The sequence below is a fragment of the Steroidobacter sp. genome (assembly GCF_036406195.1).
Classification (GTDB): domain Bacteria; phylum Pseudomonadota; class Gammaproteobacteria; order Steroidobacterales; family Steroidobacteraceae; genus Steroidobacter.
Genome location: NZ_DASWVW010000011.1, coordinates 44350 through 57433, shown reverse-complemented (window position 1 = coordinate 57433; position 13084 = coordinate 44350). Strand labels below are relative to the sequence as shown.

Below are 13084 nucleotides of genomic sequence, written 5' to 3'. Positions count from 1 at the left end.
AAGCAGATGGAGCACAGCGATGGCGCGCTCCATTCCGGAAAGAAAAAAAATAAAAACCCAATTCCCCCTCCCGGGCACGGGAGGGGGCAAGGGGGTGGGTTCCCCGGCTAATAGATCAACCGAGGGCGCTCAGTCAGCCGACACGGTACGTTCCGCCGCCCACAACCGGAGTTCCGAGATCTTCTCCTCCATCGTGACCGACAGCGGCCGGGTCGAGCGGATCTCCTGGAGGATGTGCTGCGCGCCTGCGGGCGTGCCTGATGCGTGGGCGGCGTAGACGGCGGAGACGACAGCTTGCTCGATCTCGGCGCCGGAGAAACCCTCGCAGGCGACGGCAAGTTGTCGGATGTGGTTGTCGGCAAGCGGAACGTTGCGCTTCTTGGCGTGGATGCGCAGAACGTCTTCGCGAACCGCTGAGTTGGGCAGGTCGACGAAGAAAATCTCGTCCAGCCGCCCCTTGCGCACCAGTTCCGGAGGCAGCGTGGCAATATCGTTCGAGGTGGCGACCACGAACACGCGCGATTTCTTTTCGGCCAGCCAGGTGAGGAAGGTGCCGAGCAGGCGCCGGGAAGTGCCGTTGTCGCCGTCGCCGACCGACACGCCTTTTTCGATCTCGTCGATCCACAGCACGCACGGCGACATCGTTTCCGCCGTCGCCAGCGACTCTCGCAGGTTGCGCTCCGACTCACCGATGTACTTGTTGTGGATGGTCGCGAAGTCGAGCCGGAGCAGCGGCACTCCGTAGATTCCGGCAGCGGCTTTCGCGGCAACGCTTTTGCCACAGCCCTGCACGCCCAGCAGCAGTACGCCCTTGGGAGCATCGAGGTGAGGGGCGCTGCCGTCGAATGCGGGCTTCCGCAATCGCAGCCAATCCTTCAGCCGGGTCATGCCGCCGAGATCGGCAAATTGCGCGGTGTCGTACTCGAACGCGAGCACGCCGCCGCGGTTCAGCAGTTCATATTTCGCCTGCATCACCGCCGGCAAGTCCGTCGGCAGCAGCGCGCCGTCGTCGAAGATCACCTTCCGCGCCAGTCGCTCGGTGTCGCTGGTGGACAGTCCGCCGAGATTTTCTACGAGCAACTCCAGAGACTTGCGATCTGTTTTTACACGTTTGCCGTAAGCACGCGCCCAGTCGGCGGCGACGCGCTCGACGATGGCGTGCCGCTCGGCGCGATCCGGGAACGCCAGGTTCAGTCGCGCACAGAAGTGTTCGAGCTCACGCGGCAGCTGAATCTCATGACTGATGAGCACGACGTGGCGCGCGACGCGGTCGTAGTCCTGACATATATCCTTGAGCAACCGCACGTTCACCGGATCGGCGAGGAACGGATGGAAGTCGAGCAGCACGTAGACGCCGGCAGTCGGCGTCGCACGCATCGACTTCAGCACCGCCGCCGGGTCCGCATTGTGTTGCTGAGCGCCGCCCAAGTTGATGTCGATCCGACGCAATCCTTCCGTGACAGTCCACTGAAATATCGGCGTATGCGCGTTCGACGCGGCCAGCCTGGGCGCCAGCGAGGCGAGCAGGGCGAGCGCGCGCGGCTCGTCTCGCGTCTCGATGACGATCAGCGGCACGCGGCTCTTCAGCAGCGCTTCCAGCTCTCGGCGCGTGTCGATCGTGGCGGTCATGTGGTGAATCTGATTCTGTCCTTGGTACGTAAGAGGCCAGCATCGCGCGCTCATGCTCGAGCCGTGGTTCGCGCGTCCCGGATTTTTTTCCTCCGAGGGAGCAAATTCTGTGACGCGCTTCTTGCATCGCCGGACATTTTTGCTACATTTCGCGCCGGCCTGTGTAAGAGAGCACCACGCGTAAGCTGCAGTGCCGCTCGACCAGAACTTGTGAGAGCTTCAGACGTTTACGATATCTGTCGCTCTTGTTGGTTGGTTAAGTGTTCGCAGCTTTGAGAGGTGCCCAACAGGTGTTGCCCCGCGCAGCCAAGCAATCCCTCGCCGTTTCTCCGGCCCACGCCTTCGATTCCACCACGCTGACGGAAACCGAGATCCGTGCGCTCGTCGCCCGGTTCGGCTCGCCCTTGCTGGTGGTCGATTGCGAGCAGGTGCGCCGCCAGTACCGCTCGCTCAAGGCCGCGCTGCCGGGCGTCGACCTGCATTATGCGCTCAAGCCGCTGCCGCACGCCGCGGTCGTATCGTGCTTGCGCGACGAAGGTGCTTATTTCGACCTCGCCACCACCGGCGAAGTGGAGCTGGTGAAGCAGCAGGGCATCGCTCCGAGCCGCTGCATTCACACGCATCCGATCAAGCGCGATAGCGACATCCGCGACGCGCTCCGTTATGGCGTCACCACGTTCGTGGCGGACAACCCGGACGAGCTGAAGAAATTCGTGCGCTATCGCAAGCGTGCCGAAGTGCTGCTGCGTGTGTCGTTCCGCAGCCCGACCGCGGTCTGCGACCTGTCGAAGAAGTTCGGCTGCGCTCCCGGGGACGTGCTCGGTCTGATCGAGCAGGCGCGCCGCCTCGGCGTGCGCGTGCAGGGTCTGTCTTTCCACGTCGGCTCGCAAGCCACCGATCCGGCCAAGTACGTCGAAGCGATTCAGGCGTGCACCAACGTCATGGCGGAAGCCGTGCTGGCGGGCCTGCCGTCGCTCGATGTGCTCGATATCGGCGGCGGTTACCCGGTGGCTTACAACGACAGCGTCATGCCGATCGAGGAGTTCTGCCACCCGATCCGTGTCGCGCTCGCCAAGTTGCCGCCGCACGTGCGCGTGATCGCCGAGCCGGGCCGCTTCATCGCGGCGCCGGCGGCCATCGCCGTCTCGTCGGTGATGGGCAAGGCCAAGCGTGACGACCGCTGGTGGTACTACCTGGACGACGGCGTGTACGGTTCGTACAGCGGTCAGATGTTCGACCACGCCAAGTATCCGGTGTCGGTGCTGCGCGAAGGCGGCGAGCTGCACGAGAGCGTGCTGGCCGGCCCGACCTGCGACTCCATCGACGTGATCGACGAAAACATCATGCTGCCGGAGCTGGAAGTGGGCGACCTGGTGGTGGGCCGTATGATGGGCGCCTACACCTGGGCCAGTGCCACCGACTTCAACTTCTTCAAGCGCGCCAAGGTGGTCGTGATGAACGAGACGGCCGACGCGCGGCGTGTGGTTCGCCTGCAGCGCAAGGCTGCCGGTGGGAGAGGCCGGGCCGCCTGATCGAGGCGGCCTGCATGAAGTCGTCTGTGATGTCGACAAGTGCAGGCCAACATGAAGGCCAACATCAAGGTTAGCGTCGTCGATCACGTCGCTGGCGCTCGGGCCGCGCAAGGCGTCGCGGTCGTCATCGATGTGTTCCGTGCTTTTTCGGTCGCCGCCTACGCCTTCTCGCGCGGGGCGGCGACCGTCATTCCCGTCGCTGCCGTCGACGATGCCCGCGAGCTGAAGCGCCTGCACCCGGACTGGCTGTTGATCGGCGAGCGCCACGCTCGGCCGCTGCCGGGATTCGATTGCGGCAATTCGCCCACCGACCTGGAAAAGCTCGACGTGGCCGGCCGCACGATCATTCACACCACGCACGCGGGCACTCAGGGACTCACCGCCGTGCCGGCTTCAGTTGAAACGCTCACCGGTGCACTCGTGAACGCCGGCGCCATCGTGCGCTATCTGCAAGCGCTGCAGCCGGAGATCGTGACGCTGGTACGCATGGGGCATGAGGCTCGCGAGAACTGCGACGAGGACGATCTGTGCGCCGAGCTGTTGCGCTCGCGCCTGGTGGGCGAGCCAATGCCCGTCGCGGGCATTCGCGAACGATTGCGCCAGGCGTCCAGCGCGCAGAAGTTCTTCGATCCGGCCTGCGACTGGGCACCGGAGGGCGATTTCGAACGGTGCACTCGCGTGGACGAATTCGATTTTGTCCTGCAGGTGCAGCCGCCCACCGGGCACTTGCCGAAGCGGCTGAAGAGAATCGACGTCCCCCTCTCGTCATGAACCCGCTGGTCCGTACGATCTCCTTGCTGACCTTGTCGAACGTGTTCATGACGTTTGCCTGGTACGCGCACCTGAAACATCTCAATCAGAGGCCCTGGATCGTGGCGGCGCTGATCAGCTGGGGCATCGCGCTGTTCGAGTATCTGCTGCAGGTGCCAGCCAACCGCGTCGGCTACACGGTGCTGACCTTGCCGCAGTTGAAGATCCTGCAGGAAGTCATCACGCTCACCGTGTTTGTGCCGTTCCTGCTGGTGTACATGCGCCAGCCGCTCAAGCTCGACTACCTATGGGCCGCGTTGTGCATGCTCGGCGCGGTGTATTTTGTGTTTCGCAAATGAGCACAGCCATTCATCGACTGGTGGAACACTGCCGCCAGGGGAACGATCCCACCGTCATTGCGCGGCTGCGCTCGGGCTGGGCGGTGATGGGGCAGCGGCAGGTGCTGGCGGGCTATTGCCTGTTATTGCCCGATCCTGTCGTGCCGCACTTGAACGCACTGGCGCGCGCCGATCGTGACGTTTTCATGTCGGAGCTGGGCCTGCTGGGGGATGCCGTGCTGGCGGCGACCGGTGCGCTGCGAATCAACTACGCGATCTTCGGTAACGTCGAGCCGGCGCTGCATGCTCACGTGCATCCGCGTTACGCCGACGAGCCCGAAGCCATGCGCACCAACAATCCCTGGGGCTATGACTGGCAGCAGGCGCCGCTGTTCGATGCCCGCTTGCATGCGCCACTGCGTGACTTAATCCGCCGGCAGCTGGCGCAGTCCGGCGCCGCCCCATAATTTTTTCCGTCGCACGCCGCGAGCGGTTTCCCCTGGAAATTTACGTGCCGGGAGCCTGTCGACTGGCGCACAGTGTCGCCACCCGGTGACGGCCGCGGGTTTACAGGGTGGGGTTGCGAGGTAAACTCCAGTCCCGGGGAGGAATCGCAACGACGCGCCGCTCTCGTGCGCGTGCGTCCTCGCGCCAGTTTCAGTGACACTCGCCCTCCCATGAACGGGTGCGCTGCTTGGAAACATTCAGGAAGAGTGAGTAGCTCGATATGCGGGTCAAGTCGAGCCTGGCCAGTTACGTCGCGGAACAACTAGCGCCGCTTGGGCGCATTTCCAGTCGCGCGATTTTCGGCGGCGTCGGTGTCTTCATCGACGAGCGCCTGCTCGCCATCGTGATGGGCGAGAAGCTGTATCTGCATACGGACAAGAGCAATCTCGACGATTATGTCGGGCGCGGCATGCAGCAGTTCAAGCCGTATCCGAACGCGTTCGATCTCACCACCGATCACCACGAGGTGCCGCCGGAGATCGTCAACGATGCCGAGCAGCTGAGGATCTGGGGGCAGCGCGCCCTGACCGCGGCCATCGAGTCGGCGCGCGCCAAACAGATGGCCGGCATCGAGCGCTCGCGCCACATGAAGCAGGCGAAGAAGCGCGAGCGGGAAAAGAAATAGTGGTTGGCGGTTAGCGGTTGGCGGTTGGCGCCGGAGCTTCAGTTCTCTGACTAACCACTAACCACTAACCGCCAACCGCTAACACTAGCTGCGCGTCAACGCCACCAGCGACGATAAAGAACGCACCGGCTCCGAACACGTCATGCCGCGACACACGTAAGCTGCGGTCTCCTGCAGGGGTTTCTTGTCCGAGATCGCGGCGGGCAGATCCGTAGCGTCGGCGGGAATCGCGAACACCAGCCGGCGCGGCGCGTACACCTTTGCGAGCTCATCGCGCCACTCGGCGGTCTCGTTCGCGTCGCCTCGCACGATGACGATTTCGGGCGGCTCCAGATGTTCTTCCAACGCAACCAGCAGCGCGCAGTGAGCGTGCGGGTAGTGCTGCAGGGCCGGCCAGGCGGCTCGTAACGTTTTCGCCGCGGCATCCAGATACCGAGTCTCGCCCAGCAACAGCCCCAGTCTAGTGAGAGCCTGCGCGGCGATGCCGTTGCCGGCCGGCACCGCCTCGTCGCTGAACGAGCGCGGCCGATGCATGAGCTGCTCGTGATCGTCGGCGGTGAAATAGAAGCCACCGGACTGACGATCCTCGAAGTGCGCCAGCAGTGCTTCCGCCAGGCCGATCGCGAATTGCAGGTCGGCGCTGCGCCAGCGGGTTTGCAGCAGCTCCAGCAGGCCGTCGAGCAGGAAGGCGTAGTCGTCGAGGTAAGCGGGGAACCGCGCTCGTCCGTCTTTATATGCAGCCAGCAGCCGGCCATCGCGCCAACACTGTTGGCGGAGGAAGTCGACGGCGCGGCAGGCAGCATCCGCCAGGTCGGACCGCCGCAAGGCTCGGGCAGCTACCGCCAGTCCGCTGATCGCAAGTCCGTTCCACGAAGTGAGCACTTTGTCATCGCGGCCCGGCCACACGCGGCGATTGCGCTGCTCCAGTAGCACGCGTCGTGCGCGAGCGAGCCGTTCTTCGAGCTCCGCCGGCTCGAGATGCAATTCGCCGGCGATGTCTTCCTCGTCACGAAACACATGCAGATGCCAGGCTTCGTTTTCGAAGTTGGGCGAGCGGTCGAGCCCGAAACGGCGCGAGAACACCGCGTAATCGTCGTCCGTGAGCAGGCGTGACACTTCCTCGGGCTGCCATACATAGAACTTGCCTTCGTGGCCTTCGGAGTCGGCGTCGAGTGCCGACCAATAGCCGCCCTCGGCCGCTTGCATGTCTCGAATCAGCCAGTCGGCGGTTTCGCCGGCGATGCGGCTGAACAGGGACTCGCCGGTGGCCAGCGCGGCGTTCGCATAGCTGCGCAGCAGCTGGCCGTTGTCATAGAGCATCTTTTCGAAGTGCGGAATCATCCAATACTGATCGACGCTGTAGCGGGCGAAGCCGCCGCCCAGTTGATCGTAGATGCCGCCATCCGCCATGCGCTTCAGGGTCAGCGTGGCCATGTATAGCGAATGCAGATCCGGCTCCTCGGCGCCCGCCGTCGCTCGCCACTGTCGCAGCAGAAACTCGATGTTGGCCGGGTGCGGAAATTTCGGCGCGCCCCCGAAACCGCCGAACTCCGCATCGAAAGCAGCCGCCAATTGCTCGCGCGCCGCGCGTGCGGGCGCGAGCGTCAGTGGCGTGTCGTCCGATGCCGGTGGCGAATTCAGTTGCTCGAATGCCTGTTGCAAGGCTTGGCTCTGCTGCGCGATGTCCTCGCCACGCTCGTGATAGAACGCCGCCACTCGCCGCAATAGATCGGTGAACGCGGGCAGGCCGTGGCGCGACTCCTTGGGAAAGTAGGTGCCGCCGAAGAACGGACGCTGGTCCTTGGGCGATAGAAACATCGTCAGTGGCCAGCCGCCGCCGCGCTGGGTGAGCATCTGCTGGGCGATCTGGTAGATGCGGTCCAGGTCGGGCCGCTCCTCGCGATCCACCTTGATGTTGACGAACAGCTCGTTCATCACCGCCGCGGTGGCGGGGTCCTCGAAGGATTCGTGCGCCATGACGTGGCACCAGTGACAAGCCGAATAGCCGATCGACAGCAGGATGGGCTTGTTTTCGCGCCGCGCGCGCTCCAGGGCTGCTTCGCCCCACGGGTACCAGTCGACCGGATTGGCCGCGTGCTGCAGCAGGTAGGGGCTGGTCTCGGCCGCCAGGCGATTGCCCGGGCGGTTGCTCTGTGATGATTCGTGCATAGAATGCGCCACTTTAAATGAACACCACCTCCAACACACCGGCTGCCCTCGCCACGCCCACCGACCTGCCGGAGTTGCGCCTGAAGCGCGGCGAGGATCGTCGTCTGGCCGCTGGCCATCTGTGGGTGTTTTCCAACGAAGTGGACACGGCGCGCACGCCGCTCACGGCCTTTCAGCCGGGCGCGCTATGCCGAGTCGTCTCCGATCGGGACCGCTTCCTTGGTTACGCCTATGTAAATCCGCATTCGCTGATCAGCGCGCGCATTTTGGGCCGCAACGCGGCCCATCCGCCAGATAAATCGCTGTTCGTGCACCGGCTGCAAGTCGCGCAGTCGCTGCGGCGTTCACTATACGAGAAGCCGTTCTACCGGCTGGTGTACGGCGAGTCCGATGGCCTGCCCGGGCTGGTGCTGGATCGCTTCGGCGACGTGCTGGTCGGACAGATCGCCACCGCCGGCATGGAAGCGCTGCGTCCGCAGATCGAAGCGGCCGTGAAAAAAGTCGTCAATCCAGCGGCGCTGGTCTGGAAGAACGATGCCGGCGTGCGCGACCTGGAGGGGCTGCCGCATTACGTCGAAACCGTGTTCGGCGAAGCTCCCGAGTCGGTGGTGGTCGAAGAGGGCGGCGTGAGCTTCCAGGTGCCGCTCGGCAGCGGGCAGAAAACCGGCTGGTTCTTCGATCAGGCGGCGAATCGTCTCGCTTTGCGCAAATACGTCGGCGGCGCGCGCGTGCTCGACGTTTTCAGCTATCTCGGCGCCTGGGGTTTGGGCGCGCTCAAAGCGGGCGCGACTGAAGTGACATGCGTCGATTCCTCGGCCGCGGCCCTGGAGCAACTGCAGGCGAGCGCAGCCGCGAACGGACTGAAGCCGGCGGTGCTCAAAGGCGATGCCTTCGATGTCATGGAGTCGTTGCATGGCGAGGGGCGCCGCTTCGACGTGGTGGTCATCGACCCGCCGGCGTTCATCAAGCGCAAGAAGGATGTGCCCAAGGGCGAGGCGGCCTACAAACGCCTCAACCAGCTGGCCATGCAGTTGCTGGACAGAGACGGGATCCTGGTGTCGTGCTCCTGCTCGTATCATCTGGAGCCGGATCACCTGCTCGCGGCGATTCAGCGGGGCGCGCGTCATCTCGGCAAATTCGCCCAGGTCGTGGAGGTCGGCGGGCAGTCGCCGGATCACCCGATTCATCCGGCGATTCCGGAAACGCGCTATCTCAAGGCGTTTTTCTGCCGCATCGTGACCGAATAGGTCGCCTGAGTGGGTTGCCTGGGCATGGCCGGGCGGGTGAGGTAATGGCATTGGTATACTTCCGCCGGCAATGATTCCCTATCCCGCGATCGATCCGATCATCTTCTCGGTGGGCCCGCTGGCCGTGCGCTGGTATGGGCTCACTTACGTGGCCGGCTTCGCTGCTGCCTGGTGGCTGGCGCGTCGGCGCGCGGCGCGGCCGGATTCGACCTGGCAGCCCAACGATGTCGACGATCTGATTTTTTTCGCCGCCCTCGGCGTGATCGCCGGCGGCCGGCTGGGCTGGTGCCTGTTCTATGGCATCGAGCAGGTCCTGCAGGATCCGCTGACCATCATCCGCATCTGGGACGGTGGCATGTCGTTCCACGGCGGCTTGATCGGCGTGATCATCGCCGTGCTGATCTTCGCCCGGCAGCGCCAGCGCCGCTTCCCGGACGTACTGGACTTTCTCGCGCCGTTGCCGGGGCTGGGCATCTTCTTCGGCCGCATCGGCAACTTCATCAATGGCGAGCTGTGGGGCAAGCCTACCAATGTGCCGTGGGGTTTCATCGTCGACCCCGCGCCGCTTTATCCGGTGCAACAAGCCGAGGCCACTCGCCTGTGCCAGCGCTTCGGCGTCGATCCTTGCGTGCTGCACGTGCATGCCTCGCAGCTCTATGAAGGCTTGCTGGAAGGGCTGGTGCTGTTTGTCGTGCTCTGGCTGTTCACTCGCAAGCCGCGGCCGCGCCTGGCGCCGGCAGGACTGTTTCTGATGCTGTATGGCGTGTTCCGCTTCCTAGTGGAGTTCGTGCGCGTGCCGGACGAGAATCGCGGCTATCTGCTGTTCGATTGGGTGACCATGGGCCAGATCCTGTCGCTGCCGATGATCGTTCTGGGTGCGATCCTGATGGCGTGGGCTTACCGCTCGCAGCAGGCCAGCGGCAACTACGCCGTCAAGCAGCTCGCGACCGCGTCATGATCCAGTATCTGCAGCTGCTGCGTCACATTCGTGAGCACGGTGTGCGCAAGACCGATCGCACCGGCACCGGCACCTTGTCGGTGTTCGGTTATCAGGCGCGCTTCGACCTGTCGCAGGGCTTCCCGCTGGTGACCACCAAGAAGCTGCACCTGAAGTCCATCATCTACGAGCTGCTGTGGTTCCTGAAGGGCGATACCAACGTCAAATATCTGCAGGACCATGGTGTGTCCATCTGGGACGAGTGGGCCGACGAGAATGGCGAGCTCGGTCCCATCTATGGCAAGCAATGGCGCTCCTGGTCGGGGCCGGACGGCAAGAGCATCGACCAGATCAGCCGCACCGTCGATCTGATCCGCCGCAACCCGGATTCGCGCCGCATCATCGTCAATGCCTGGAACGTGGGCGAGCTGGAACAGATGTCGCTCACACCCTGTCACGCGTTGTTTCAGTTCTGGGTAGGCGACGGCAAGCTGTCGTGCCAGCTGTACCAGCGCAGCGCCGATGTGTTCCTGGGCGTGCCTTTCAACATCGCCTCCTACGCGCTGCTCACGCATATGTTCGCGCAGCAGTGCGATCTGGAGCCCGGCGAGTTCATCTGGACCGGTGGCGATTGTCACTTGTATTCGAATCACCTGGAGCAGGCGGACGAGCAGTTGCGGCGCGAGCCGTTCCCGCTGCCCAAGCTCACGATCAAGCGCAAGCCGCCGTCGATCTTCGAATACGACTACGACGATTTCCAGATTGTGGATTATCAGGCTCATCCGTCCATCAAGGCGCCCATCGCAGTCTGAGCGACAGCGCGAGCGGGCCGTTTCAGCACGGTTTCATCACTCTTCAAACCTCACATGCCCAAGCAGAATCGTCGCACTCAGCCGTCTACCCGGTCACGCAACCAGGCGCGCACGTCCGGCCAGTCTCGCTCGCAGAAGAAATCGGTACGCAAGGCGCGCCGGCCTCTGCCCAAGAAACGGGCGGTGTCGCTGGCGAGCTCGCCGCTCGTCGAAGCCCGTGACTCGGCGATTCACGGTCGCGGCGTGTACGCCGTTGCGCCAATCAAGAAGGGTACGCGGATCATCGAATATCTCGGCGAGCGCATCTCGCACGGTGAAGCCGATGCTCGCTATGAGCAGAAAGGCGACGACGATGGCCACACGTTTCTGTTCATCGCCAGCAATCGCACGGTGATCGACGCGGGCGTGAACGGCAATGACGCGCGCTTCATCAATCACAGCTGCAATCCCAATTGCGAGACCGTGATCGAGAACAGCCGCGTGTTCATCGATGCGATTCGCAACATCAAGCCGGGCGAGGAGCTGGGTTACGACTACCAGCTCACCTGGGAGAGCACCGACGAGCCGGAGGAGCTCGCGTTGTATGCCTGCCGCTGTGGCGCCAAGCAATGCCGCGGCACCATGCTGGACAAGGAGCCCATCGACAAGAAGGCCGAGAAGGAGAAAGCCGCTGCCCGCCGCAAGGCCCAGCGGAAGGCCCAGCGGAAGGCCCAGCAGAAGGCCCAGCAGAAGGCCAAGAGCAAAACCCGCAAGCCGGTCCGCAAGTAGCCGCGGCCGGTTCATTGGTCATGCTCAGCATCATCGTCGCGGTGGCCGACAACGGCGTCATCGGCAGCGGCAATCAGCTGCCCTGGCGGCTGCCCGATGACTTGAAGCGTTTCAAGGCGCTCAGCCTGGGCAAACCCATCGTGATGGGCCGCAAGACGTTCGATTCCATCGGCCGGCCGTTGCCGGGCCGGCTGAACATCGTCATCTCGCGCCAGCCCGGCCTGGATATTCCCGGTTGCCGTGTCGTGACCTCCATCGACGAGGCGCTGGCTGCCGCCCGTGCCGCCGACCCGTCAGTGCCGGAGATCGTGATCGTGGGGGGAGCGGATATCTATCGACAGGTTCTGTTTCGGGTCCAGACGATTCATCTGACACGGGTGCACGCCCAAGTCGCCGGCGACGTGGTGTTTCCCGAGCTGCAAGAGCACGAGTGGCGCGAAATCGCGCAGGAGTATCATCCCGCCGACGAGCGGCACGCCCATGCGTTTACGTTCAGCACTCTAGAGCGAGTTGCCCCATGAAGGTGCGTTACAACTGTGCGACCTGTCCCGGGTATTGTTGCAGTCACTCGCGCATTGCCGTGAGCGAGTTCGATATCGCACGCCTGGCCAAGCACTTCGGCCTGTCGCATGACGAGGCGAAACGGAAGTTCACCTACAACTACAAGACCAAGGAAGTGGACGAGCGCATCCTGCGCCACCAGAAGGACCACATCTACAAGACCATCTGCCGGTTCTTCGACACCGACGAGCGCCGCTGCACCGTGTACGAGGCGCGGCCCAATGTCTGTCGCAAGTATCCATATGGCAATCGCTGCGGTTATCACGAGTTCCTCAAGTTCGAACGCGAGCACCAGGGCGACGACGAGTTCATCCCTTCGGCATGAGGTTGCCGTGTCGAGCGAGCGGCCCTGCGGATGCGCTGCGTGTGAACGTGTGAAATGCGGCTGAACAAGTACATCAGCGAGACTGGCTTGTGCTCGCGGCGCGAGGCCGATGCGCGAATCGAAGCGGGGCGCGTGACCATCAATGGCGTGGTCGCGACGCTGGGCATGCAGGTCAACGACGGCGATGTCGTTTGCGTCGATGGCAAGCCGGTCGGCGCCGCCCAGAAGCACGTCTATATCGCGCTCAACAAGCCGGTCGGCGTGGTCTGCACCACCGACCGCGAGATTCCCGGCAATATCACCGATTTCGTCGGCTACCCCGAGCGCATCTTTCCCGTCGGCCGCCTCGACAAGGATTCCGAGGGGCTGATCCTGCTTACCAACAACGGTGACATCGTCAACGAGATCCTGCGCGTCGAGAACGCCCACGAAAAGGAATATATCGTCACGGTGGATCGGCCCGTGACCGAGATCTTTCTCAACGGCATGGCCAGCGGAGTGCGAATTCTCGGCACGGTCACGCGGCCCTGCCGGGTGAAACGCGTCGGCCCGGCCACGTTCCGTATCATCCTCACGCAGGGCTTGAATCGCCAGATCCGGCGCATGTGCTCGTTTTTCGGTTACAAGGTGTTGCGCCTGCAACGCGTGCGGATCATCAATTTGACATTGGACGGCCTCAAGACGGGGCAGTGGCGCACATTGTCAGACAGCGAGGTGCGCGGCCTGCTGCCCAACAAGCCCGGATTCAACTTCTAGCGACCGCCGGTCGGACCGTTCGTCCGAGGCTGCGGGCGCTCGGGCACCTGGATACTCCTCTATATTTGCCGGCACTGCGTCCCGGGTGCCGGTAGCGGCAAAAGGCCACATTCGAGCTCCGTTCGCAT

At 63.7% G+C, this 13084-nt stretch carries 14 protein-coding genes; 12 read left to right on the top strand and 2 right to left on the bottom strand.

Annotated elements, in window-relative coordinates; genetic code table 11:
* Nucleotides 1-129 precede the first annotated feature (129 nt).
* Entirely contained in the window at nucleotides 130-1629 is a 1500-nt protein-coding gene (locus VGE08_RS04315; RefSeq protein WP_331066631.1) for an AAA family ATPase, read from the bottom strand.
* Nucleotides 1630-1922: 293 nt separating this feature from the next.
* On the opposite strand from VGE08_RS04315, the gene VGE08_RS04310 reads away from it, so the two are divergent.
* From VGE08_RS04310 to VGE08_RS04290, 5 genes are all read left to right on the top strand, one after another.
* Entirely contained in the window at nucleotides 1923-3161 is a 1239-nt protein-coding gene (locus VGE08_RS04310) for a type III PLP-dependent enzyme (RefSeq protein WP_414717450.1), read from the top strand.
* A gap of 51 nt (nucleotides 3162-3212) precedes the next feature.
* Nucleotides 3213-3932: a 2-phosphosulfolactate phosphatase gene (locus VGE08_RS04305; RefSeq protein WP_331066629.1), complete on the top strand. Its 720-nt coding sequence runs from the start codon at nucleotides 3213-3215 to the stop codon at nucleotides 3930-3932.
* Complete coding sequence (locus VGE08_RS04300; protein ID WP_331066628.1) at nucleotides 3929-4270, top strand: DMT family protein; 342 nt, start codon at nucleotides 3929-3931, stop codon at nucleotides 4268-4270. Before VGE08_RS04305 ends, VGE08_RS04300 begins: the two co-directional genes overlap by 4 nt.
* Complete coding sequence (locus tag VGE08_RS04295; protein WP_331066627.1) at nucleotides 4267-4716, top strand: hypothetical protein; 450 nt, start codon at nucleotides 4267-4269, stop codon at nucleotides 4714-4716. Before VGE08_RS04300 ends, VGE08_RS04295 begins: the two co-directional genes overlap by 4 nt.
* A 260-nt stretch (nucleotides 4717-4976) precedes the next feature.
* The gene (locus VGE08_RS04290) at nucleotides 4977-5381 is read left to right on the top strand and encodes a TfoX/Sxy family protein (protein WP_331066626.1); all 405 of its coding nucleotides are present in this window, start codon (nucleotides 4977-4979) and stop codon (nucleotides 5379-5381) included.
* 84 nt (nucleotides 5382-5465) lie between these two features.
* On the opposite strand, the gene VGE08_RS04285 is transcribed toward VGE08_RS04290, so the two are convergent.
* Nucleotides 5466-7550: a thioredoxin domain-containing protein gene (locus VGE08_RS04285; protein ID WP_331066625.1), complete on the bottom strand. Its 2085-nt coding sequence runs from the start codon at nucleotides 7548-7550 to the stop codon at nucleotides 5466-5468.
* A gap of 17 nt (nucleotides 7551-7567) precedes the next feature.
* On the opposite strand from VGE08_RS04285, the gene VGE08_RS04280 reads away from it, so the two are divergent.
* From VGE08_RS04280 to rluF, 7 genes are all read left to right on the top strand, one after another.
* On the top strand, nucleotides 7568-8797 hold the full coding sequence (locus tag VGE08_RS04280; RefSeq protein WP_331066624.1) for a class I SAM-dependent rRNA methyltransferase: 1230 nt from the start codon (nucleotides 7568-7570) through the stop codon (nucleotides 8795-8797).
* Between the two features lie 70 nt (nucleotides 8798-8867).
* Complete coding sequence (lgt, locus tag VGE08_RS04275) at nucleotides 8868-9755, top strand: prolipoprotein diacylglyceryl transferase (protein ID WP_331066623.1); 888 nt, start codon at nucleotides 8868-8870, stop codon at nucleotides 9753-9755.
* Nucleotides 9752-10546 (top strand): thymidylate synthase, encoded by a 795-nt coding sequence (locus VGE08_RS04270; protein ID WP_331066622.1) that lies wholly within the window; start codon nucleotides 9752-9754, stop codon nucleotides 10544-10546. The genes lgt and VGE08_RS04270 overlap by 4 nt, the downstream gene beginning before the upstream one ends.
* Nucleotides 10547-10600: 54 nt before the next feature.
* Nucleotides 10601-11314 carry an SET domain-containing protein gene (locus VGE08_RS04265; RefSeq protein ID WP_331066621.1) on the top strand — a complete coding sequence of 238 codons (714 nt, stop codon included), beginning with the start codon at nucleotides 10601-10603 and terminating at the stop codon, nucleotides 11312-11314.
* Between the two features lie 20 nt (nucleotides 11315-11334).
* A complete protein-coding gene (locus VGE08_RS04260) occupies nucleotides 11335-11835 on the top strand; it encodes a dihydrofolate reductase (protein ID WP_331066620.1) in 501 nt (166 codons plus the stop codon).
* Nucleotides 11832-12200: a YkgJ family cysteine cluster protein gene (locus VGE08_RS04255; RefSeq protein WP_331066619.1), complete on the top strand. Its 369-nt coding sequence runs from the start codon at nucleotides 11832-11834 to the stop codon at nucleotides 12198-12200. Before VGE08_RS04260 ends, VGE08_RS04255 begins: the two co-directional genes overlap by 4 nt.
* A gap of 54 nt (nucleotides 12201-12254) precedes the next feature.
* Nucleotides 12255-12956 carry a 23S rRNA pseudouridine(2604) synthase RluF gene (rluF, locus tag VGE08_RS04250; RefSeq protein ID WP_331066618.1) on the top strand — a complete coding sequence of 234 codons (702 nt, stop codon included), beginning with the start codon at nucleotides 12255-12257 and terminating at the stop codon, nucleotides 12954-12956.
* Nucleotides 12957-13084: the final 128 nt, after the last annotated feature.

Coding starts and splice junctions, on each gene's coding strand:
- VGE08_RS04285 (WP_331066625.1), bottom strand. CDS start 7,550: ATGCACGAATCATCACAGAGCAACCGCCCGGGCAATCGCCTGGCGGCC.
- VGE08_RS04300 (WP_331066628.1), top strand. CDS start 3,929: ATGAACCCGCTGGTCCGTACGATCTCCTTGCTGACCTTGTCGAACGTG.
- VGE08_RS04315 (WP_331066631.1), bottom strand. CDS start 1,629: ATGACCGCCACGATCGACACGCGCCGAGAGCTGGAAGCGCTGCTGAAG.
- lgt (WP_331066623.1), top strand. CDS start 8,868: ATGATTCCCTATCCCGCGATCGATCCGATCATCTTCTCGGTGGGCCCG.
- VGE08_RS04260 (WP_331066620.1), top strand. CDS start 11,335: ATGCTCAGCATCATCGTCGCGGTGGCCGACAACGGCGTCATCGGCAGC.
- VGE08_RS04265 (WP_331066621.1), top strand. CDS start 10,601: ATGCCCAAGCAGAATCGTCGCACTCAGCCGTCTACCCGGTCACGCAAC.
- VGE08_RS04270 (WP_331066622.1), top strand. CDS start 9,752: ATGATCCAGTATCTGCAGCTGCTGCGTCACATTCGTGAGCACGGTGTG.
- VGE08_RS04305 (WP_331066629.1), top strand. CDS start 3,213: ATGAAGGCCAACATCAAGGTTAGCGTCGTCGATCACGTCGCTGGCGCT.
- VGE08_RS04290 (WP_331066626.1), top strand. CDS start 4,977: ATGCGGGTCAAGTCGAGCCTGGCCAGTTACGTCGCGGAACAACTAGCG.
- rluF (WP_331066618.1), top strand. CDS start 12,255: ATGCGGCTGAACAAGTACATCAGCGAGACTGGCTTGTGCTCGCGGCGC.
- VGE08_RS04295 (WP_331066627.1), top strand. CDS start 4,267: ATGAGCACAGCCATTCATCGACTGGTGGAACACTGCCGCCAGGGGAAC.
- VGE08_RS04255 (WP_331066619.1), top strand. CDS start 11,832: ATGAAGGTGCGTTACAACTGTGCGACCTGTCCCGGGTATTGTTGCAGT.
- VGE08_RS04280 (WP_331066624.1), top strand. CDS start 7,568: ATGAACACCACCTCCAACACACCGGCTGCCCTCGCCACGCCCACCGAC.